Genomic DNA, 22,535 nt, shown 5'->3' with positions numbered 1-22,535 from the left:
ATAGATGGTATATGAACTCTATCATATCCTGGAAATTTCCTCTCAGGCATCTGCTGATGAAATAAAACGAGCTTATTTTCAGTTAGTTCGTAAATATTCTCCAGAAAAAGATCCAGAACGGTTTCAACAAATTCGGATAGCGTATAACACGCTCTTCGACTCAAAATCACGAGAAAATTATGACGCCATGCAGAAGTATGGCGAACAAGTTAAAGATCTGATCTCGCAAGCTCAAAATAAAATGCAGGTAGAAGAGTGGTCAAACGCCATTCCTTTACTTAAGCAAGTTCTTGTATTAGCACCAAGAATTGACATAGCTCGTCATCTACTCGGTCTTTGTTACATTCACACTGAAAATTGGGATTTTGCTGTGAAAATCTACACAGCACTAACGAAAACTAATCCAAACATGACACTTTATTGGAGTAACTTGGGTTCTGCTTACAAACTGCAAGCTGAATGTTCCGATAATGAAGATTTTAGTAAAATTCCAATTTATCATAATGCTCGTGACTCCTTTCAGCAAGTAGTCAAATTAGAACCATTTAATTCTGCACCCTATTTAGATATAGCGGAAACTTATCTTGATCAAAAAAATTACTCTGAAGCACTTGCTTGGGCAGAACGTGCTATTGGTGCTGATGGGAAAGCTGATTCTAATGACTTTGAAGCACTTTTCTTTATCTGCCGCATTCACTTTTACAGTGGTGAAGTACAAAAAATAGAAATCTTAGGCAGGAGAATTATATCCTTACTACCGAAAAACTCAGACATTCGACGATACGCTGCTAGTAGATTTGCTAACATGGGAATCGAAATCGCAAACATTGCTGCAAAGTCTAGTAACTTTGATATGTGGAGAGCAGCTTTTCAATTCCTCAAAACAGCTACGGATCTAGAACCAGATAATTTAGATATTCAAGAAATTTGTACAAAAGTTGAGGAAACCGTTGCAGCTATTGACCAATATGAAAATCTCAATCGTGATTATCTCATCAATCAAGGATTTAAAAGACTAGCTGCTTTTTGTTTAGCTGATTATTTTAATTTTTATGATTCACAGCAAGAAAGAAAAACTTTTTTGAATGACATACTCACAGAAATTTTAGTCTCTCCCGCCAGCACAATTTTTGCGTCACTTGAGAGAATTAAATTTTACTATCCTGCGGTGTATAAGCTGAATGTAGAACTTTTTCATCGAATCGAGCAAGTGGCTTGTGTACCTTAACACCCTTTAGTATAGTAGTGATCCGCAAATTTGTGATAACTATTGTCACAACAATCAGGTGCTAAATCTGCTGCAAAGCAAGGGGCTTGGGAAGCCAAGAGCTTATGTTGTTAATCAATTTGAACATTTCTGAACTTTTTTCATAGAGACAACAGAATCTTGTCATCTTATGCTAAAATTACTAACGAGGAATTATATTCGGTTGTGTAGTTTGTGTTTATCTATTTACAAGCGTCTCTCCGAATCTAACTTTCTACAACATTTGATTCTGGAGATGTTTCATGTCGATTTACGTGGGTAATTTATCTTACCAAGTTGAGCAAGATGACCTCAGACGGGTTTTTGAAGAATATGGGACGGTGAAAAGTGTTCAATTGCCAGTAGACCGGGAAACAGGTCGTGTGCGAGGATTTGCTTTTATAGAAATGGCAGAAGAGGCACATGAAACTGCAGCAATAGAAGCTCTAGATGGTGCTGAGTGGATGGGTCGTAACCTCAAGGTTAATAAGGCTAAGCCCAAAGAGAACAGAGGCTCATCTGGTGGTGGTGGTGGTAGATACGGCGGTGGCGGTGGCGGTGGAGATAGAGATAGAGGAGGATACTCTTCTCGCGGACGCGGCGGCTACTAATTAAGCTTTGCGATAAAGAATTTAACTCTAAAGTCTCAAGGGCAGACAAAGAGTCTGCCCTTTTTTGCGCTTCAGCTTAACTTACGTTCCTCAAACTTATCCGACCATTTATTCATTTAATCAATTTAAGGAGGAGATAATAATGACCCAAGTGATTCTTGGCGAAAATGAAGGAATTGAGTCAGCCCTCCGCAGATTTAAGCGAGAAGTTTCCAAGGCAGGAATTTTTCCGGACGTGAAGAAACACCGTCACTTTGAAACACCCCTTCAAAAACGTAAACGCAAAGCAGTTGCCAAGCAAAAGCAGCGTCAGAATCGTTTCCGCTATTGAGGGGAACTGTTTAAAAAGAAAACTTACCTGCAATTTTAAAAGCTGCCCAGTAGTAAGGGTGATTATAGAGCTTGGTTTCGGCTGACATTTCACGACTTCTATGTAATTCTGTTGTTAAACTTGCCCTAATTTTTTGCCCTTCTTGAGGTAGTTGGTTGAGTAATTCTTCATACCATTGTTTCAGTTCACCAGCAGTCAGTTCCTTAAGCCACGCGGTTGTTTCCGCCAATGCTTTGGCTGCTGATTTATTTTGTTGAAGCCGCAGATAAAACTCTATCATAACCAAAGTAGTAGCAGCTGATTCCACACTCCACACAGTACTCAATACATGATTAACTCTTTGACTAAGAAAGGCAGTGACTATTCCAACATATTCAGTCGTGATATTCTGGTTGCTAGTCATGGTTGTTTCACAAGTTAAAAGAGTCATAAGGTTATAACTTGCAATTGGCTTTTTGCAGATTTCCTCTAGAGTTAATTTCTCTTCACCTGCTAATAGAAATTCTGATTTGTGCGGCTGATTTAAATTATCAGTTACATAGCCTGTAAAGTGAAAAATATTGTAATTTTCAGATAGAGCATTTTCTATCTGTTGTTTTGTAGCTTGTAAGCCTTGAATGCGTCTGCAATAAGTAAACATCTGGCTAATAGCTTCAGATTCAAGTTCAGCAAATTGTGGTGTCGGATAATTTATGCTTTCTTGGGGTTCCACAATGAGTAATGATTGGTTTTGAACCTGCAAGAGTTGTTGGGATTTGAAAGAAAACCCGATTTGGATGCTAGGTAGATAGGTACATGTATAATTGTTTTGCTTTGAGGATTGTTCTTCCCAAACAGAGGAAATATTCAAAAGGGCGTGAAGAGGAAATCTGTGTAAGTCGCGGTGGGGAATTAAAATCAGATTGGTGATGTCCTCAAGCTCATTCACAATTGTAGAAAAGTTGAGAATTTGTTTCAAATTCAATAACCATCTATCCATTTCTGCTTGCCATGGATGGACACTTTTGTCTGATGCGTCGTTAGTTTGAAGTTGTTGATATGAGCTGTATTGTTGATTCCAATCTTTTAGCCAATCTTCAAATTCAACCAAGCGTTGTACCATCTCGGGTAAAGGCAGTTGATCAATCACCCTATCAAGTACGGGTTTAAAAATGAGAATAGGTTCTGGAGACTTGTATTTAATGATGAATGTGTGTAAGGCGCAAGGGCTAATATGCCAGTAAATAATTGCAGTTGTAGGATTAAGAAGCTGCTGAATTGACTGATAGCTAAGTGGTTTGATTTCATCTGTCCAACCATACAGAAGCCAAGTTAAACAAGCATTTTTGCCACGTTCGGCGATTTCTATAGCTTGCGCTATCTCACCAGACTGCACAGCGATATCAACTGCTAACTGTTCAAAACCTGCAAACTTGAGTGCTAACTGTTTTTTCTCTTGATCAGATTGAGTCGTTTCGCTGAGTAAAAATTGTATGAAATCTGTTCCATATAGATGAAAATCTTGCGCTTGGGAAGTTTGCCCCAAAGCTACAAGTGTTTTGATCAGGTTTTGCAAAACCTCCAGGTGTAGTAAAGCAAAGGGTTCAGGTGTGAGAGTATGAAGCGCCTGATTGTAGGCAGTGACGGCTTGTTGCCAATAATAGGAGGGTGTAGAATGTCTCTTACCTTGATCGTAATAGGCATTGCCAAGCGCGAGATGCAATCTGCCCCAACCTTCTGGCTGTGTATTTTGATCAACATATTTCAGCCCTTGTTCATAGCTTGCTAATTTCTCTTCAAGCCCTTGTTCATACACCTGTGCTGAACGAGAGTGTGAATTGTTCCTATAAACGACACTTTCTGCTGCATTCCCTCGGGCGATCCAGGCTTCCCAATACTCAGGTTTGATTTGTAAAGCGCTATCATATGAGGCGATCGCTTCTTCAAATCTCTGCAAATAAAATAGCAGCATAGCTCGGTTGTACCAAGCTAATTCAAACTGAGGATAAAATTCTATCGCTTTATCATAACAAGCAATTGCCTCTTCACGCTGTCCGAGATTGTCCAACGCCACAGCACAGTTGAACCAGCCTAAATAGTAGTCGGGTTTGATTTCTAAAGCTTTTTCCCAGGATGAAATTGCATCATCCCAGCGTCCCAAACTGAACTGTACCACACCTTTATCAATCCAAACTTCATGAGAATTTGGATCGATTTGAGCCGCTTTTTCATAAGATGCGATCGCATCTTCATGTTTTCCTACTTTCTCCAACGCACCAGCCAAAGCGTACCAAGCTTCCGAGAAGTCGCTTTGAATTTCTGTTGCTTGTTCTAAGCTGGCAATTGCATCTTCAAATTCTCCTAAATCAGAAAGTTCCACACCTCGTTTGTACCAAGCTAAGTGAAAGTCCTTTTGGATTTCTAAAGCTTTCTCATATGAGGCGATCGCATCATAATTTCGTCCATCCTGCGCCAATGCCAGACCTCGATAATACCAATTATCTTGGTCTTGTGGTTGCAGTATGGTTGCTTTATCGTAACTGGCAACGGCTTCCGATGGACGCCCTAATCTCTGCAATGCTATACCTCTGCCAGACCAAGCTTCTGGGTAATTAAACTTAATTTCTATAGCTTTATCAAAGCACAAAATTGCATCTTCAAAGCATTCTAGTTCACCTAATGCCCCGCCTCGGTAATACCAACATTTATAAAAGTCTGGTTTAAGTGCAATTGCTTCGTCGTAAGATGCGATCGCATCATTAAATTCTCCTAAATAAAATAGTGTTAGCCCTCGGTTAAACCAATATTCCTGCGAGTTGGGATTAATTTCTATAGCTTTGTTGTAAGATACAATTGCTCCTGATAAATCACCTGTTTTAGCTTGGTTAAGACCTTCGTAAAACCAAGCTTCTGCTTGTTCTAAAGTCGTTTTTTGTTGATTTTTTGGTAAAGTTGTATTTATTGATGCTTCGCTTTGAGAGCCTAACCCAGAAGCCAGTTCCTCAACTAAACTTGTACTCTGCTCTAACCTAACTAGCAATTCATCCAGCCTGACAGCAATTGGTGACTGAAGATCGGAAAAATCTTGGGTTGTAGGACTTTGTGAACCTGCTTGCACGCTTTGTTCTACCCCGTAGTAGTAGGATTCTTCCTCCTTTTGCTCATCTGATGAAGTCCAGGCAGATTCTGGTATTAGCAAATCAACACCTGGTTGATCAAATTGCCATATAAATTGTTCTTGATTGTTGATATACTCTTCTTGTGGAGGATTGAAAAAGGGTGCAGGCATCGCTGCAGAAATATTGTCTGAATCCTCTATGCTTTTGTTTTGTGTCAACCCCTGTTCTAATTGGGTTCGCACTGTTGTATCAGTTATGGTTTGCGTATCTTGTGTTTGATCACTTTCCCAATACGAATTGTCTAAGTTTCGCGTCAACAATCGTATGCCAATGTCGTAAGATAAATCTCCAACCTTCCCAACACCCAACTCGCCTAGTTGCACCATTTGTTCTGCTAATTGGTTATTTGGTGCTGGCGATTTTAACAATCTTTCCCCAAAATCTAGTAGCCAATCTATCCAGCGATCATTGGAGATACGCTTTTCCATTCTTTGTAGATATTTAATCGCCCACTGTTGCCCTCTTCCTTGATGCACACCTTCCAGCAGTTGGGTAAATAGAAATTCTAAATCCGCATTTGTCAATGCGGGTGGAGGTGTCATCTTTTGTTCTTCTGCGCGATATACAGAACGAGTCTGCTTTTTCTTGAAAAAGAACTTCAAATACTTCTTAATCCACTTAAGTAGCCACTTGAGCATTTCGGCAATTATTGGAGATTAGATTGGTCATCATCAGATTTTAGCGAGCACAGTGTTAAAAAGTTATGTTGACTTAAAAACCTATAACAATTGAATGAGCGATCGCACAGTCAGTTGAAAATATAACATACCATACTAACACTCACATAAGGAAAATTGTTTACTACTTAAGTATTTTTACTTAAGTCACAAACTCGTACACAAAATTTTACCCAGATGTCTAAAATCTGGTATTTTCATCTACAAAATACTTTGATCGTCAAGGATTGAATTACGATTCAGCTTGATTTGTAGTAGATTCATTCGCCGCTTGGAATTGATCAAGCAAAGCTTGGATAATTATTTGTGGATCGTCTGTCTCCATTCCTAATTGCTCGCAAATTTGCTTGCGTAAATTCTCGTCTTGCTGTATCAGCACAAATAACTGATCTAAAGTAACACTTTGGTATTCTCCTTCTGGAAGATTTTCTTCTTCCATATCATCGTGTTGCTGATTTTGAGTTTGTGTCGTTACAGGAGTTTGCTTGAGTGCATCTGGCCCAGTATACTCCCAGATTGGCTCGGCAGCTGTGCGCGTTAACAACTGCATCCCAATATCATAGGCGACGTTTCCCACTTCTCCAATTTCCAACTCACCTAGTTGTACCATTCGCGAAGCTAATTCGTTATTGGGTGTGGGTGATGCTAACAATCTTGCACCAAAACGTTCCAACCACTGCACCCAACGTTCTTCTGGGACGCGATGTTCAATATTATTTAGCCATTTCTGCGCCCATGCTTGTCCTCGTGCTTGATACACACCTTCTAATAGTTCTGTAAACAGAAATTCCAAATCTGTATCGCTTAAAGGTGGAGGCGGTTCTTTATGAACGTTTTCCCGTGTTTTAGCTGGACTCTGATTTGAGCCAAACAAACGTTGCAAAAACTTTTTGAACCATTGAATTAACCGCTTGAGCATCTCCCGCACCCGTAAGTGTTGGTGGTCATCATAGATTGTAGCGGTGTCTAAGGACAACCTGCTAGACGTTTGTCAACTACACTCTGAAGTTTTACGAATATCGAGTAGAATATACAGACACAAAATTTTTCGCTCACTTTAGTCAAGAAAATTAGCATCAAGTCGGATGATATCCCCAAGCTAGACTTTCTTGGCTGTATGGTATATTTGTACTATAAAAAAGAATCATCAATACCTGAAGTTACGTCATAAATTTAAAATGATCTAACCCAAAGTCATGGGTGCTAGTTATTAACCATCAAAGGCATTGACATCCTCATCTATGTCTTACGAACCCCTGCACCACAAGTATCGCCCAAAGAGTTTTGCTGAACTGGTGGGACAAGAGGCGATCGCTACCACCCTAACAAACGCTATCCGCGCCGCCAAAATAGCCCCTGCCTACCTGTTCACCGGTCCCAGGGGTACAGGGAAAACTTCCAGTGCTCGCATTTTGGCAAAATCGCTTAATTGTCTCAAAAGTGACAAACCCACGCCTCAACCCTGTGGTGTGTGTGATGTTTGTCAGGGAATTACTAAGGGCTATTCTTTAGATGTTATTGAAATAGACGCTGCCAGCAACACTGGTGTTGATAATATTCGCGAAATAATAGAAAGAGCGCAATTTGCTCCCGTACAGTGTCGGTACAAAGTTTATGTTATCGATGAGTGCCTGACTGGAGACTCTTTGGTCTTGACTGATAGGGGACTTGTTAGAATAGATGATCCCAATATCAAAGGCAAAAGGGTTCTTAGTTATAACGATTCATCGCTCAAGTGGGAATTCAAGAAAGTTCTGAGATGGCTAGATCAGGGTGAGCGTCAAACTCTGGTTATTAAAACAACTAACCGAGAAATCAAATGCACGGGCAATCATTTAATTAAAACAGACCAGGGATGGGTACCAGCAAAAGACGTAAAAGAAGGAATGAGGATACTATCCCCTGTGAATGTGGATGCGGTACTCTCATCTACAAATTTGGCACAGATGGACGCATTCGGAGATTTGTTCCTGGGCACCAATTTAAAGGTAATACCTACGGGCAAAAAACATACGATCTGGAATCCATCCTTAAAGAAGCTGAATTACTCCGTCCCTTATGTGCCTGTGGTTGCACAGAAAAACTTGATATCCCTACCTTTTTACAACAAAAAGGTAGAGGACTTGGTAGCATGCAGTCTCACTGGAAAAGACATCCATACAAGAAAGGGCACGGAATTTGGGAACTTAGAACAGAACATTTCCTTGCCAATGCCGAAGTTCTCCAACCAGAAACACTGGGACTTATTTACGGAACGCTACTGGGAGATTGCTCCGTCACTTACCCAAATAAATTCAGTAGATTCCCTAGATTGGCTTTCGGACATGGACAGCAGCAGCAAAAATGGTTGGAATACAAAGCCCAACGCCTTGCAGTACTCCGACCAAAACTTTTCTCAGCACCTAACAGAGGCTACGGTTCTGGAAATATCGCGGTCTATTGCAACACATCCTGCCATCCTCAACTCAGGGAAGTTTTTGATATCGTCAAACCCAGTGGGGATAAAAAACGGGTTTCGATGGAGTGGCTCAATCAAGTTACTCCAGAAGGACTTGCTTGGTGGTACATGGACGACGGCTCACTCAGTTTTACCACTTCAGGAAGTCCAAGGATTAGATTACACACAGAGGGATTTTCTCCCGAAGAAAATCAAATCCTTGGCGATTGGCTTGCAGCAATGGGGTATTCAACAACAAAAGTTTACAGCAGAAGTAACGGAGACAAGACATACTGCTACATTAACGTGGGTGCAAGCAGTAAAAAATGGATCTCAGACCTTCAAAGATATTCAATTCCCACAATGGATTACAAGTTTAGAAACTGTTGAATCTGTTCATCTGGGTGAAATTGAGCGAGTCTATGATATCGAAGTTGAGGATAATCATAACTTTGTTGCTAACGGGCTTTCCTTGCATAACTGTCACATGCTCAGTACACAAGCATTCAATGCGCTACTAAAGACACTCGAAGAACCACCGAAACAAGTTGTCTTTGTACTAGCAACAACTGACGCGCAACGAGTCTTACCTACCATAATTTCTCGGTGTCAACGCTTCGACTTTCGCAGAATAGATTTAGAAGCGATGACGAAACACTTGAGTCACATCGCTTACAAAGAAAATATTGATATTACTATCGAAGCGATAACCTTAATAGCCCAAATTGCTCAAGGCGGATTGCGAGATGCAGAAAGTCTGCTCGATCAGTTAAGTTTATTGTCGTGTGAAATCATACCTGAGCGAGTTTGGGATTTGGTTGGTTCAGTTAGCGAACGCGATTTACTTTTCTTGCTGAATGCGATCGCCTCTAACAACCCAGAAGCTGTTTTAGATTGCGCTCGTCAAATCTTAGATCGCGGTCGAGAACCTTTGATTATTCTCCAAAATCTCGCTGCATTTTACCGAGATTTACTCATCGCCAAAACTGCCTCTAATCGCAACGATTTAGTTGCTTGTACTCCCCAAACTTGGGAAGCACTGATTGATTTTGCCCAACACTTTGACATCAGCACAATCTTGGTGGGACAGCAACACTTGCGAACCGCTGAAGTGCAACTAAAAAACACCACACAACCGCGTTTGTGGTTAGAGGTGACGTTGCTGGGATTGTTACCCTCAGCTCATATCTCAGTTCCGCAAAACGGTAGAGGCGCAGTTTCCGTACCAACGATTTCGCTGCCTACAGTTTCACCATCTTTAGGAAAAAGTGAACAAAACTCAATTACAAGCCGTGAACCACCTTCAGTATCAGCACCAGAAAACAATTCAAAAACTGTAGAACCAGTTAAAATTGACCAAACCCATACCTTACCAAAAACTCCTGCTACCCCCTCATCACCACAACGAACCCCGATTTCTCCTAATCCTCCAAAACCACAGCCTGAAATAGAAGTACCTATTTCAGTATCCCAAACACAGGAAGTTAGTCAGAGCACAGAAATAGACTTAACTCAGGTTTGGCAAGAAGTGCTGAGTAATCTCGAACCAATCTCAACACGAGAGCTATTTCGTCAAATGTGCTATCTTGTAGAATTTGATGGTACTGTAGCTCGTGTTGCTATTCCAAAAGCATGGTATAAAAAAGTACAATTAGATCTTCCCATAATCGCAGCAGCATTTAAGAAAACTTTTAAATGCGAAGTCAAGATAAACCTAGAAATAGCAACGACATCAACTTCTGCCCGACCTCAAACTTCTCGTCAAAAAAAGCCCACGACTCGTCCGAGTTATGAACCTCCATCCGCGCCTTCTCCAGAAGTTCCCAAATCAACCAAACCACCGATAACAAAATCCCCAAATCCAGCAAATACTCCTGCGGTGGAAAGTTCACACACAACTCATCGCAGTGATCCACCCTCCCCAACTCAACCATCCGCGTCCACACCCGATTGGGAAGTTGATGAAGTCACAGCCGCCGCACAAAATCTGGCACAGTTCTTTTATGGAGAAGTCATCCCATTGACACATGACACAGAACGCTCAACTTCAACAACCCCAAGTGAGTGTGAAGATCAACCAGAAGCTGATGATGAGTTTTAAATCAGTGAACAGTCAACACTGAACAAATTGGAGAAGAAGTCACAACTTAGAAGTCAAAATAAAAATTTGGGACAGGATTTTGACCTCTTCCAAATTAAAACCCTCCCACACGGAGAGGGTTTTAAACATTTATACTCAAGAGTCAGTTATTCACGAAGCCAGTTTTTTCGTAATATTCATTTCTTCGGAACGCCAGACACCTAAGTCGGGTTTGCCAGAGCCGGAACGAGGAGCCAGTACTGTTCAAAGCAGCGTGGCATTTTGTGCCATAGTCCTTGTTTCCCGACAGAGGTATCTGGCATTGGAAACCCTACCAAAAGCACGCTGGACTCACCTCCTGCATGGCTAGCGCTCCTCCTGAGTTCTTTTTGATAACTACTGACAACTGCTAACTGCTAACTGGTCAGTACGTTCATTCTTCATCTTTGCCTTGATGTACTGTTTTTACCCATTTCAACCGCTTGGGACGTACTGACATCCGGGCGGTTGTGCTACTTATGACTACTATCCAATGGAGCATGTAAAATGTGCCACGCAATGCCTGTAAGAGCAGCAGAAAATAAGTAGATATTTGGAATTTATTGTCTTGACGTATACGTCTTAGACCAGCAAACATACCTGCCATTGACATCGTTACCGTCAAGCCTGTCACTGGACTAAAAATGGGTGGACGATGTCGTGCGATCGCCATCAATAAATCTGGCACAGCAGCTGTGGGTAAAATGTACTGAATCAGCATAAACACGAATAGATCCCAGGTTTTACGCGTACCCATGCGATTTCTGAGAATCAAATCCCAGTAATCTAGATACCGCTGATATCCACCTTCTGCCCAACGGTTACGTTGATGCCAAAGGGCGATCGCATTAGTCACACCTTCCTCTTCTACCGTTGGGTTGAATACACACTTCACTTCCCATTTTTCTAGATGTAAGCGCAGTGTCAGATCCAAATCATCGGTAATTGTTTCTTCATTCCAGCCACCGCCACACAAAAGTGCTTTTCGCCGGACAAATTGACCGTTACCCCGTAGTTCGCCAATACCACCATTCGTACTCCGTTGGTGTTGTAGGAATGTATCAAATGCCATTTCTGAGGCTTGACCTTTTGTCCAGAAATTCTCTTTGGCGTTGGCGATCGCCTTTCGTACCTGCACGGCACCTACGTTCTCTCGTTGAAACAACGGTATGACACGCTGTAACATATCTGGTGAAACTTGGGCATCGGCATCAAATACCGCCAAAATTTCTCCTTTTGTCAGCGCTAACACCTGATTCAACGCTCCTGATTTTCCTCCTCCTGCTTCTGGCTTTCGTCGCAGTACTTTCAGTTGGTCGTATTCTTGGGCTAGTTCTGATAGTAACTGCGGCGTCCTATCGCTGCTGTTATCATCAATGATCCAGACTTCGTATTCCCCTTCTGGGTAATCTAGATTACAAAGATTTTTGACTAATCTGCCTATAACTGCTTCTTCATTTTTTGCTGCCACCAACACAGACACAGATGGCAAATCTCCCTGCATTTCTTCTGGGTGGGGTTTGGATCGGGCGAACACTACCACAAAGGCATGAAATCCTATGATAGTGGTCAGTCCCAATACAAACAAACTCCCCCAGGAAACTAAATGCAGAGCGATAGTACCACTCCAGACTATCGTCAAAACTAGAGCGGCTTTGCGTCTACGACCTTGAAACCGGGATGGAGGAAACACGCTTACGGATGTCTCCTCCTCCAACTCCTCTGAACCAGATAGATCAGATAATAGGGAATTGAGCGGATCAAGCTCGTTGTAAGAATCGTTTTCGGGCCAGGAATTCGCTGGCATAGGTTACTTGATTTAACCACCAATATTTATCTACACCCATAAAGAAGCTGGGTATTAGGTAACACCAAACTGTGCATCCTTCACATACCTTGAGCTTACCTTGAGACTGGCGGTATTTTTCAACTTCCTCAGACTCGCGATACAGTTCGTAAAGTCGCCCATTAATGGGAACTCCACTTTGAGCGAAGTGGTAGCAAGGTAGCAGCAATTCGTCGTTAGGAGAAATAGCAATGACAGCATCTACCGCTTTACAGCGGGGATTTTGTGTATCATTGCCCCCAGCCTCAATAAAAGCTAGTGCAGCCTTATTGTAACCGACATTGTTATATTTCTTCGCAGTGACTTCTATTGCCGTTACCATTTCTGGTGTCGGATTTTTGTTCGAGTTGTAGTGTTCGTGTGCTGTAAAGGCTGGATTTAGCCAAACCCGAACACCAAGTTTTTTGCCTAATTCTCCAATTTCTTCTATCCGCTGGTAATTCTGAGCGGTGACAGTGTGGTTGAGTACAGGGTATTCTCCAAAAGACTTGGCGATCGCCACCGACTCAACCAAGTTGTCAAAAATTTTGACTCCGCGAGATTGATCGTGAGTCTCAGCATCTGAACCATCTAAGGAAAAATTTAAATAGTCTATTAATCCCCGAATTTCCTTAGCTTTCTTCGGATACAAAATGGTGTTTGTTGTCATACTGGTGGCAAAACCCAGACGTTTCGCCTCTGTATAAATTTCTCCCACATCATTCCGCAGCAGTGGTTCACCACCTGTAAAGTCCACATATCTGACTCCCAAGCGGCGTAAATCCTTCAAATTGTGCTTGATTGTTTCAAAATCTGCTTCTTTTCCAGGTTCGAGTGACCAAATATTACAAAAATGACATCTAGCATTACAACGGTAGGTTAAGTAGTAGTTTGCAACCAGTGGAGCCATAGGGTAAAAGCACTTAAGTGTTATTTAGGACATCTTTAAACAAAAAGTCAAAATTGAGAAGTCAGCCAGTGCTCGATTAAGTTTCTTGACACAAACGAGCCAGTGCGCACTTTAAGCAAAACTAGGGGTGTAGGGGAGCCACTGCCCTTCGGGTATCTCCTGCACCAGACGCTACGCGTTCGCCCTCTGGGCGTGCGCTTACGCTTACGCAGAGCCGGCACGAGGGAAACCCTCCCGCAGCGCTGTCTCACCCTGCGCGGGTTAAGCGCGTTGAGGAGCCACTGCGTTGCGGAGAGCAGCGCCTTGCGGAGCCAGTCCTGCAGGAGGGTTTCCCGACCTAGGGATCTGGCGTTGGGGTTCCCCCCGTTGTAGCAAGTGGCGTGCATGTGGCGTGAGCCAGATGCCTGGCTGTCGGGAAACTTAGCCTGTGCACTGGCTCCCCTTACCCCCTTACACCCCTTTTTGAGGACACAAATCATTAAACTACGCAAAGAGTCAAGTTACTTAAGGAGTATTTATAAAATGTCATTTGAACAATTGCACCCCGCTACTCAACAACAAGCAAGCGTCTACTTGCCCTACATTCAGGGTAACAAGCGTAACTTCTTACCTTATGCGATTAGTCTTTATCAAAAGGGTGTTTTGGAGGGATACCGCAAGATAGAAGGCAGTGATAACATTCCCTTTGTCGCCACTTGGAATGTTGCGACTCTGCCCTCAGACTTAACCCGTTGCCGAATGCAGTTTGATGGCAACGCCGAGTTGAGTTATGAAGTCATGATGGCAAGCTTTGAGTTTATTAATTTTTTAATTGAATTCATAGAAAATTACGAACGCTATCACGTCACTGATTTTTCTCAAGTATTTTACCGCAAACTTCTGCGTTTTGAGTGAAGTATTATACGCTATTTTGACCAGGTCATTCTATCATTGTCGGTTTTGGCTATGCTACCGTAAAAAAAAGCTGTTGTTAGAATCATCAACATTTCCTTAAGTTGAGCAATTATTCCTATGGTTGAGTAGGAGTTCCCTTGAGCGGTACCGGCAAAGCTCGTATACCTTGCTTTTTTGTGCCTCCTATAGAAAAATTGTGCGAATCCCAAAGCAGCGTGTCCGTAAGTTTTGTGGATAGGCTATCTACAGCTAAAATCAAACTGACTGCTAAATGTTGAAAGTTACCTAAACTTTTGTAAAGTAGGAGTGCATGCGTGCCAAAATCCGCTAAGTATTTATTAATTGGATCTACGGAGGCTTACTGTGGTAAATCTGCAACAGTCCTAGGTTTGTCTTATCAACTACAACAAAACGGGCTGGACATTGCCTATGGCAAACCGCTAGGTACTTGTTTAAGTGAATCTGCAGGAACGATGGTTGAGGAGGATGTTCAATTTATTGCTAACAATCTCAACTTACCAAAAAACCGCGTTGCAGCCACGATGCTGGCTTTAAATGAAGTCGCCGTGCAAAAACGTTTGCAAGGGTTAGACAAAACCAACTACCAAAACTTGCTGCAAGTGCAATATTCGCAAATACAAGTTGGCGACTTGGTGTTACTAGAAGGTCCAGGTAACTTAGAAGAAGGCAGTTTGTTTGATTTGTCTTTGCTGCAAGTAGCAGAAGTGGTGGATGCTGCGATACTTTTAGTAGCCCGTTACAAATCGCTGCTTTTAGTTGAAGCACTATTGTGTGCTAAACAGCGTCTGGGCGATCGCTTAGTTGGTGTTGTGATCAACGATATCCCCGCAGAACAATTACAAGCCGTCAACACCACTATTCGTCCATTTCTAGAACAGCAGGGTATCCCTGTGCTGGGGATGTTACCGAAAAGTGTATTGTTATGCAGTGTTAGCGTGCGCGAACTGGTAAACCAGTTAAAGGCTGAAGTTCTTTGTTGTGGCGATCGCCTGGATTTGATGGTGGAAAGTTTGGCAATTGGGGCGATGAATGTGAATGCAGCGGTGAAGTATTTTGCTATGCGCCGGAATATGGCAGTAGTTACAGGGGGCGATCGCGTAGAAATTCAGCAAGCGGCTTTGGAAACTTCCACCCAATGCCTAATCCTCACCGGACAATTACCTCCTCCCTCCTTCATCCTCAATCGTGCAGAAGAACTTGAAATCCCAATCTTATCAGTTGATTTAGATACCTTAACAACTGTGGAAATTATCGACCGCACTTTTGGTACAGTTCGTGTCCATGAACCCCTAAAAGTCGAGTGCATTCGCCATCTCATGGCTCAACATTTTGATGTTGATCGCTTGCTTGCTTTGCTGAATTTAAATCCAGCTGCGGCGATATCTTGAAAATTTTTAACACTAAGTTCGATTCAGTCATGAAGATCGAGAGTAGGGGTATCGTACTGGGATGCGGTACCCTTACTTTTTTTTCTGGGATGTAGTGGTACTCCCTTTGGTGATGCTGGTTCTGGAATTTGCCGCTTTTGCTGATTATCTGATGGCTGAAGCACTTTGGTGAAGTGTCCCTCAGACACCATTCGGCGGTAAGCTTCTGAGGCTTCAGGTAAAGTTGTATCTTCTTGCTGCCAGTGAACAACTGCGGCTTCATCACACCAACGGGGCAGATATCGCATAGCTTGGCGATGTGCCCCAGAGTTACGGTACTGTCGCATTGCTGACTCATCCTTCCAAAGCGTCACAGTCCAAGCGCCTGCCTGCTTGTCACCTATAAGTTGACCGCCCAAAAACCCAGGAATGTTAACGATTTGCCATGATGAAAGCGCAGTGTGCCATAAAAAGCCTGGAAAATAACGAGGTGACACCAGATGCAAGCGTGTGACTGAAACTAATACCATTTGACGTTTTTCCTTTGTGTTGAGAGTTTTGAGGAGCTTTGTATGCAACTTGTAAATATGCAACTAATTGCATATAAATAAAATATATTCAATTAGTTGCATATGTCAAGGAGAATTCCTATGGCTTTAGCTCACGCAATATTGGCATCTCTGGTGGATCATTCCTGTAGTGGGTATGATTTAGCCAAGCAATTTGATGGTTCAGTCGGCTTTTTCTGGTCAGCAAGTCACCAGCAAATTTATCGGGAGTTATCTAAACTCGAAGCTCAAGGCTGGATTGCCTCCGAGACAATACCGCAAGAAGGACGCCCAGATAAAAAGCTTTACCAAGTTACACAAGAGGGTAAACAGCAGCTTAAGAAGTGGATTGCACAGCCATGTGAACCCACACCAATAAAAGACGATTTACTGGTGAAAATTTTTAGCGGTTATGTTGCTCAAAAGCAGACAATTTTGGAAGAGTTAGAGCGTCATCGTCACAGCCACCAAGAAAAATTGTCTACATACAAAGTTTTAGAGCAACAATACTTCAAAAATCCTCAACAACTGCCAGAACAAGCAAAATTTCAGTACCTGACTCTACTCAATGGCATAAGTTATGAAACATATTGGCTTGCTTGGTGTGAACAAGCAATTGGGCTATTAAGTTAAGCAAATAGAAAAATAGCATGACTACATGACAAATCGCTGACAGAGAACTCCCCTACGTCTGTTACAATAGCTAGGTCGTTTAATCTGATTTTGTCCGTCTTTGAGTCAGTCAACAGACCTTATCAACGTCGATACATTAGCGCAAGAACTGGCGACAATCCAGCAAACAGGTTCTAAGCGAATTGCCTTGCTGGGTTCCCGTCATGTCCCCATTACCCATCAGAATCTAATTGAGATGATGACCTACGCCTTGGTTTTATCCGGTAATCGAATGATCACCTCTGGCGCTACGGGTACAAATTCAGCTGCTATTAGGGGAGCAATGCGGGCTGATCCGAATTTGTTAACGGTGATTCTACCTCAAAGTTTAGAACGCCAACCTCATGAATCGCGTCAGCAATTAGAAAAGGTGATGCATCTAGTGGAAAATGCTAGCAAGGATCATATGTCTCTTGCCGAAGCCAGTTACTTGTGCAACAAGGAGATTGTCTCCCGCTGCCAGCAACTGATATGTTTTGCATTTCACGACAGCGGCATCCTGCTGCAAACTTGTAAAGATGCAGAAGAACAAAGAAAGGTGGTGACATTATTCTACTTTGATTAATCATGTGTCATTGACTTTTGTATTTGACTAATGACTATTTTTTTGTACTCTATTGCAGCTGCTGCAGCACTCATCTATCTACCGTTTTTAGTGGTAGCTTATGCCCGTGTTCGTGTTGGGTATGATTTGTCTGCTCCCCGCGCCATGTTTGATAAGCTACCACCATACGCTCAACGAGCAACTTGGGCACACCAAAACTCGTATGAAGCGTTTATGATTTTTTCGGCCGCAGCATTAATGGCATACGTAACGGGTGTTTTTTCTCCCCTAGCTGTAGCGGCTACCATCGCTTTTCTTGTAGCTAGGTTGCTATACTCCATTTTTTATATTTTGAATATACCCGTTTTACGCTCGCTCATGTTTGGCATCGGCTCCCTTGGATCTGCTAGTCTTATTGTCCTGAGCATCATTCAAGCAAATAGCTAATGAGCAAATGAGCATTAGTTAGTGGTTAATCATTTATTGGTTAGTAAAAAATTCCATAACCACTAACAACTAATAAAAATCAATTACCAATCCAAAATGCAAAATTTAAAATCTAGAATCTTCTATGGCTTCTACGTATTCCTTTGACATTGTGAGCGATTTTGACAGACAAGAATTGGTCAACACTATTGACCAAGCTGTACGAGATATTAAAAGTCGCTACGACCTCAAAGATACTCAAACAACTGTTGAGTTAGGTGAAGAAAGTATAACGGTGAACACCGACAGTGATTTTACTTTAGAATCCGTACACAACATACTGCGGGAAAAAGCAGCAAAGCGCAATCTTTCGCAGAAAATATTTGATTTTGGCAAAGTAGAATCATCTAGTGGAAACCGGGTTCGTCAAGAAATCAAACTTAAAAAAGGCATTGATCAGGACAATGCTAAGCAAATTTCTAAGTTGATTCGTGACGAATTTAAGAAAGTACAACCTTCAATACAAGGCGACGCAGTACGTGTGACTGCTAAAAATAAAGATGATTTACAAGCTGTCATCCAACGCCTAAAGCAAGAAGATTTTCCGGTTGCTTTGCAGTTTACAAATTATCGTTAGCCATCCGCTATTCCCTTCATTCGCTGATTCAAAATTATTTTTTTGAATCAGTGAATGAGCGAATATGAGCGTAAGCGAGTGATTAACTGCGTCCGCCTATACTTATTTGAAAAGCTGGACGTTCAGATATCTGTTTCATGTAGTTTAATACAGCCGGGTAGGGGCTTAGATCTAACTTGAGCAGGATGGGAATGTAAGAGAGAATAGAACCTACAGCCACGTCAGCAACTGTGAATTCATTACCCAGCAAAAAAGGTTGATGCTCGAAAATTCCATTCAAAACAGTCATCAAGTTCGGCATTTCTCGTTCTCGGTTTTCTTCCCCAAAAATTCCTGGTCCCAAAGTCGCATTGGCAAACAACACCCATTGAGCTAATTGGGCTTGTTCCTCTGGAGAGTGGGCAGATTTACCATACTTGTCTGCTAAATATAGCAAAATTGCCCCAGATTCCCAAAGCTGGAAATCTCCATCAACAATTGCTGGGACTTTGCCTATTGGGTTAATTGCCAGATACTCAGGCTGACGATGCTCACCTGCTTGCATATCAAGCTTGACAAATTCATAGGGAATTTCTAGTTCCTCTAAGTACCACTGAGCAATTGATGCACGACTACGTGCGCCGCCATAAAGTTTTAGCATGAGCAAATCAGTAAACAGTTAACAACCATCAGTCATCAGTAATTATATTGTGATTTCTGAGACTGAAAGTAAATAACCGATTAAAGAACTTTATGAGTATTGGGGTGCTGTTTGACGTTATCTTCTTTGGTGACAACTCGCGAGACATTTAACACCCGCTTGCGTTCAGTAGAATATTTAAAATCTGTATAAGTTGTGCCCAAAGGTATCAGAGATTTAGCAGCTTCACGACGCTTGTATGTGCGAGCTGCGGCGATCGCCCGTTCCACAAAATCATCACCAAATTGAGCCGTCTGGGGAAACTCAGGAGGCATTTGAGATTTGTCTTGGTCCAGCACAGATCCCAAAGTTGTGGCGCAAGCAAGCTTGAAGGAGGTAGGAATACCTTTAACAAGTGTTTCCAGTGATGCAGAGGCAATAGGTTCTATAACCTCGATCTGATATACTTCTCCATCTTCTTTGACAAAGCAAGTTGCCAATCCGATCACAATGTAATCATCGGCTACTAAATCAGGAGCATTGGAGTAGGAGGTAACGGTTGTCATAAGAATATTTTATCAAAACTTCCAAAAACAGAGAGAATTTAAAATTCCGCAACGCAGCATAAGAGGTGTTTTTGTTCTTCTGTGCTCTGACACTTGAGTTGGGGAGTTTTTTTTATGCGGGCATTCTGGCATTTTATCAATTTGTTGCCTACGCTACTTGAATAGTCTACTAAATTAATCTTTATATTATCTGGAATTTGCCTTGGGGAAGACGTATCAATTATTAGATTCAAGCATCTATTGGGTATGCTTTACGTTTATCTGGTTAAACACAGATCAGGCAACCTCTGGCTCTGGTCGCCGTAAACTCTTATGCTATAAGGGCTTGTGGCATTACTTATGAATGACTCATAGACACCTTAACAAGTGACACAGTTAGAAAACCACAGAAGCTTGGAACCTTATAAGTTGATCTCACAGAGCAAGCCGCTCAGGTAGTAATATATGAACACTCATTCATCTTTCCCATTTGGTGGCGAACAAAATCACCGCAACCCATGTGTCTCACACACTACAAAAGTACGACAGGAGCAAGGGACTAACGGTAGCAGTAAATCTTTTGGGGACACCTACTTGCGCTCGGATGCTATAACAAAAGCCCAACAAGGGCATTACATTGAGGCGATCGCCCTGTTGAATCAATTAATTCATCGTCATCCGCACAACGCTATTGATTACAACAATCGAGGGCTAATTTATTTTCAAAGTGGTGAAACGCAAAAAGCGTTTTGCGATTATAACACAGCATTGCAACTTAATCCGAAATTAGCCAGTGCTTATAATAACCGGGCAAATTACTATGCCGCATGTGGAGAGTTAGCAGAAGCAATTGCTGATTATGATCGGGCTTTAGATCTCAACCCAAGCCACGTTAGGGCGTGGATAAACCGAGGTATAACCTTGCGTGATTTAGGGCAATACGAAGAGGCAATTGAAAATTTTGAGGTTGCTCTGCTGTTTAATCAATTAGAAGGTCATGTTCTAGCAGAACGAGGTAGGACTTATCATCTTTGGGGAGATTGGAATTGTGCGATCGCCGATTATCGTCGCGCCTTGACTCAACTGCCTTATCCTAGCTTCAAAACGGGAGAGTCCGGTTCACACTTACGTTTACAAGTCGAAAATTGGTTACACGAGTTGCTACCAACGCAGCATCCTACCTGGTAGATATTGCATTCATCGTCACTGGCATAGCCTCTGTATGAAACACAGAGTGAGAAACATCCTGATAACGGTGTAATGGCTAATAGATGATAACTATATAGCTGCTATACAAAACTTGACTAAACTTTTTCAAACCTAGTCATTCAACTAAAGGAAACTTTAGAGGGTTTGCTTCCTGCTTCTACCAAGGGAGTCGGCTCCTTCTTGTGAGGCAGTGCGTTGCGGGGGTTCCCCCCGTTGTAGCACCTGCCGTCCTACAGGCGTAAATTCGGGTGTAGGCCAGCCTATTTTTTTTGACTCCGAGCAATTTTTCTTGAAGCTTTTAGCTATTGTTCATCCATTATTTTCAGCAAATTTAACGAATCGTGATCTCCAGTTCGACCTTTTTACAGGCTTGCTAGTTTTGAATCAGCTGTGGTTTACAAACCAGATGATTTTGGGCTTTGGTTTTCAGCATTGTCACTAAAGTATCAGAAAGCTACAACTGTGTCAAACTTCTCTTTATGACTAATTATGAAAAAGTTTAGTAAAGTATTTGGCTATTTAGTCAAGCTCCTAGATAGTAAGCGACTAGCTATGAACTATCAGCTTTTAGCTTTACTACCAAATTCCAAATTTGTTTATGGAATAACAATTACAAGGAAGGGAATTAGTTTGATTCTGGTTGTTTATGTTCTATAGTATCTTTTGGGAACACGACCTGACGCTGATTAGGGTCAAATCGATAGCCCTGTTCTTGCATAATCATCTTAGCTTGGCGCGGATCGAAATTACGGCTAAATTCTCCCTGCAACTGATATACACGTTCTTCCATCTGATTGACATCAATGCGGATTGTTCGTAATTTTTCTTGCTGCGACCAATGATAAGGTAAAAGCTGCATGAGAGCAGAGACTGCTGCTGTTGAAATGACAACGTTAACAGCTATCTTTGCCGTAGTTTCCAGTGCCATCACTTGATAAGAGCGTTGACGAAGATGCCGCTTCCGTCGAGGAGTGACTCGACGCTGTTGTGGTGGTTGTACCGGAAGTCTAGAGGGTTGAAATGCGTTCATGGTGATAAAAAGAACCTCGCTAAATGAGTAGACGCATGCCAAATGCACACCTGCGTCTTTTGCAGTTTTGTTTAGCTGCCATATTACTTCAATTTTTTCGGACTTGGTACACTGATCATCTGTCAAGTAAAAAACCTGGCATTTATACGTATACAGTCTCGAACAATTTACGACAATACCGCAAAAGTCCGAGAACTGTACCCCGTACTACCAGGTTACTCAGCTCTTCAGGGTCTTATGAATTGTAAAGTGTTGTACACAAACGCCAAGCCAGAATGCCTGGAATCAGCGCGACAACTAGAGCAATGTACACTTGGGTATCTGAAATAGACATTGTTTGAAACCTCTCAATTTCAAAAGATATTGAACATTTCGTTTACTACTTTTCACTGTTTTGCCAAGATAAGGAAATAGGTTGTTACAAGATGAAACAATAACTAGTGATCAGTGAGCCAGCACTGCAGGAGGGTTTCCCTCCGTAGGGAACTGGTGAGTCCAGCGCTGCGGGAGGGAAACCCTCCGGAGCCACTTCTGTGCGGAGAGCAGCGCCTTGCGGGGGTTCCCCCCGTTGTGGCGACTGCGGAGGGTTCCCCCCGTTGAAGAATGTGGCGTCAGGCGACTGGCGTTCGCCGTAAGGCGTGGCGTTAGCCATAGGGCGAACCCGTAAGGGTCATTAGTTATTAGTCATTAGTGAGAATAAAATATAAGC

General features: G+C 42.2%; 22 protein-coding genes. 12 read left to right on the top strand and 10 right to left on the bottom strand.

Going from position 1 to position 22,535, the window contains the following annotated elements:
* Positions 1 to 4 precede the first annotated feature (4 nt).
* From DP114_RS28710 to rpsU, 3 genes are all read left to right on the top strand, one after another.
* On the top strand, positions 5 to 1,228 hold the full coding sequence (locus DP114_RS28710; protein WP_171977751.1) for a J domain-containing protein: 1,224 nt from the start codon (positions 5 to 7) through the stop codon (positions 1,226 to 1,228).
* 281 nt (positions 1,229 to 1,509) lie between these two features.
* Positions 1,510 to 1,857: an RNA recognition motif domain-containing protein gene (locus DP114_RS28705; RefSeq protein ID WP_171977750.1), complete on the top strand. Its 348-nt coding sequence runs from the start codon at positions 1,510 to 1,512 to the stop codon at positions 1,855 to 1,857.
* Positions 1,858 to 1,999: 142 nt separating this feature from the next.
* Entirely contained in the window at positions 2,000 to 2,188 is a 189-nt protein-coding gene (gene rpsU / locus DP114_RS28700; RefSeq protein WP_048867264.1) for a 30S ribosomal protein S21, read from the top strand.
* A 10-nt stretch (positions 2,189 to 2,198) separates the two neighbouring features.
* Here the strand turns inward: rpsU and DP114_RS28695 are convergent, their stop codons facing one another.
* Together DP114_RS28695 and DP114_RS28690 are read right to left on the bottom strand one after the other, a co-directional pair.
* Positions 2,199 to 5,984, bottom strand: coding sequence for a tetratricopeptide repeat protein (locus DP114_RS28695; RefSeq protein WP_171977749.1), 3,786 nt, complete (start codon positions 5,982 to 5,984; stop codon positions 2,199 to 2,201).
* A gap of 271 nt (positions 5,985 to 6,255) precedes the next feature.
* Positions 6,256 to 6,942 carry a hypothetical protein gene (locus tag DP114_RS28690; protein WP_169265390.1) on the bottom strand — a complete coding sequence of 229 codons (687 nt, stop codon included), beginning with the start codon at positions 6,940 to 6,942 and terminating at the stop codon, positions 6,256 to 6,258.
* 322 nt (positions 6,943 to 7,264) lie between these two features.
* On the opposite strand from DP114_RS28690, the gene dnaX reads away from it, so the two are divergent.
* Together dnaX and DP114_RS28680 are read left to right on the top strand one after the other, a co-directional pair.
* Entirely contained in the window at positions 7,265 to 10,561 is a 3,297-nt protein-coding gene (gene dnaX, locus DP114_RS28685; protein ID WP_171977748.1) for a DNA polymerase III subunit gamma/tau, read from the top strand.
* 79 nt (positions 10,562 to 10,640) lie between these two features.
* Positions 10,641 to 10,910, top strand: coding sequence for a hypothetical protein (locus DP114_RS28680; RefSeq protein ID WP_172195323.1), 270 nt, complete (start codon positions 10,641 to 10,643; stop codon positions 10,908 to 10,910).
* 63 nt (positions 10,911 to 10,973) lie between these two features.
* Here the strand turns inward: DP114_RS28680 and DP114_RS28675 are convergent, their stop codons facing one another.
* Together DP114_RS28675 and DP114_RS28670 are read right to left on the bottom strand one after the other, a co-directional pair.
* Complete coding sequence (locus tag DP114_RS28675; RefSeq protein ID WP_171977747.1) at positions 10,974 to 12,386, bottom strand: glycosyltransferase family 2 protein; 1,413 nt, start codon at positions 12,384 to 12,386, stop codon at positions 10,974 to 10,976.
* Positions 12,340 to 13,314 (bottom strand): radical SAM protein, encoded by a 975-nt coding sequence (locus DP114_RS28670; protein WP_171977746.1) that lies wholly within the window; start codon positions 13,312 to 13,314, stop codon positions 12,340 to 12,342. Before DP114_RS28670 ends, DP114_RS28675 begins: the two co-directional genes overlap by 47 nt.
* Positions 13,315 to 13,836: 522 nt before the next feature.
* Here DP114_RS28670 and ebsA point away from each other — a divergent pair.
* Entirely contained in the window at positions 13,837 to 14,208 is a 372-nt protein-coding gene (gene ebsA / locus DP114_RS28665) for a type IV pilus biogenesis protein EbsA (RefSeq protein ID WP_171977745.1), read from the top strand.
* 314 nt (positions 14,209 to 14,522) lie between these two features.
* On the top strand, positions 14,523 to 15,617 hold the full coding sequence (locus DP114_RS28660) for a phosphotransacetylase family protein (protein WP_171977744.1): 1,095 nt from the start codon (positions 14,523 to 14,525) through the stop codon (positions 15,615 to 15,617).
* Between the two features lie 23 nt (positions 15,618 to 15,640).
* Here DP114_RS28660 and DP114_RS28655 read toward each other — a convergent pair whose 3' ends face one another.
* The gene (locus DP114_RS28655; protein WP_169265376.1) at positions 15,641 to 16,126 is read right to left on the bottom strand and encodes a DUF3291 domain-containing protein; all 486 of its coding nucleotides are present in this window, start codon (positions 16,124 to 16,126) and stop codon (positions 15,641 to 15,643) included.
* A gap of 120 nt (positions 16,127 to 16,246) precedes the next feature.
* On the opposite strand from DP114_RS28655, the gene DP114_RS28650 reads away from it, so the two are divergent.
* The 4 genes from DP114_RS28650 (at position 16,247) to DP114_RS28635 (ending at position 18,423) form a co-directional block, all read left to right on the top strand.
* Positions 16,247 to 16,777, top strand: a complete 531-nt coding sequence (locus tag DP114_RS28650) for a PadR family transcriptional regulator (RefSeq protein WP_169265377.1) — start codon at positions 16,247 to 16,249, stop codon at positions 16,775 to 16,777.
* Positions 16,778 to 16,877: 100 nt separating this feature from the next.
* Positions 16,878 to 17,381, top strand: a complete 504-nt coding sequence (locus DP114_RS28645; RefSeq protein ID WP_169265378.1) for a DNA recombination-mediator protein A — start codon at positions 16,878 to 16,880, stop codon at positions 17,379 to 17,381.
* Positions 17,382 to 17,411: 30 nt separating this feature from the next.
* Positions 17,412 to 17,807, top strand: a complete 396-nt coding sequence (locus tag DP114_RS28640; RefSeq protein WP_169265379.1) for an MAPEG family protein — start codon at positions 17,412 to 17,414, stop codon at positions 17,805 to 17,807.
* A gap of 124 nt (positions 17,808 to 17,931) precedes the next feature.
* Positions 17,932 to 18,423: a YajQ family cyclic di-GMP-binding protein gene (locus tag DP114_RS28635; protein ID WP_169265380.1), complete on the top strand. Its 492-nt coding sequence runs from the start codon at positions 17,932 to 17,934 to the stop codon at positions 18,421 to 18,423.
* Positions 18,424 to 18,505: 82 nt separating this feature from the next.
* Here the strand turns inward: DP114_RS28635 and DP114_RS28630 are convergent, their stop codons facing one another.
* Both DP114_RS28630 and DP114_RS28625 read right to left on the bottom strand, forming a co-directional pair.
* Positions 18,506 to 19,063, bottom strand: a complete 558-nt coding sequence (locus tag DP114_RS28630; protein ID WP_171977743.1) for a glutathione S-transferase family protein — start codon at positions 19,061 to 19,063, stop codon at positions 18,506 to 18,508.
* Positions 19,064 to 19,143: 80 nt separating this feature from the next.
* Entirely contained in the window at positions 19,144 to 19,608 is a 465-nt protein-coding gene (locus tag DP114_RS28625; RefSeq protein WP_171977742.1) for a hypothetical protein, read from the bottom strand.
* A gap of 444 nt (positions 19,609 to 20,052) precedes the next feature.
* On the opposite strand from DP114_RS28625, the gene DP114_RS28620 reads away from it, so the two are divergent.
* Positions 20,053 to 20,775 (top strand): tetratricopeptide repeat protein, encoded by a 723-nt coding sequence (locus DP114_RS28620; RefSeq protein ID WP_169265383.1) that lies wholly within the window; start codon positions 20,053 to 20,055, stop codon positions 20,773 to 20,775.
* 646 nt (positions 20,776 to 21,421) lie between these two features.
* Here DP114_RS28620 and DP114_RS28615 read toward each other — a convergent pair.
* From DP114_RS28615 to DP114_RS28605, 3 genes are all read right to left on the bottom strand, one after another.
* The gene (locus DP114_RS28615; protein ID WP_169265384.1) at positions 21,422 to 21,826 is read right to left on the bottom strand and encodes a slr1601 family putative cell division protein; all 405 of its coding nucleotides are present in this window, start codon (positions 21,824 to 21,826) and stop codon (positions 21,422 to 21,424) included.
* 235 nt (positions 21,827 to 22,061) lie between these two features.
* On the bottom strand, positions 22,062 to 22,160 hold the full coding sequence (gene psaM / locus DP114_RS28610; RefSeq protein WP_169265385.1) for a photosystem I reaction center subunit XII: 99 nt from the start codon (positions 22,158 to 22,160) through the stop codon (positions 22,062 to 22,064).
* An 84-nt stretch (positions 22,161 to 22,244) separates the two neighbouring features.
* Positions 22,245 to 22,478, bottom strand: coding sequence for a hypothetical protein (locus DP114_RS28605; protein ID WP_171977741.1), 234 nt, complete (start codon positions 22,476 to 22,478; stop codon positions 22,245 to 22,247).
* Between the last annotated feature and the right edge of the window lie 57 nt (positions 22,479 to 22,535).

Source organism: Brasilonema sennae CENA114, from assembly GCF_006968745.1.
GTDB lineage: Bacteria > Cyanobacteriota > Cyanobacteriia > Cyanobacteriales > Nostocaceae > Brasilonema > Brasilonema sennae.
Note: the sequence above shows the minus strand (reverse complement) of the source record. Positions and strands in the feature narration are given on the sequence as shown.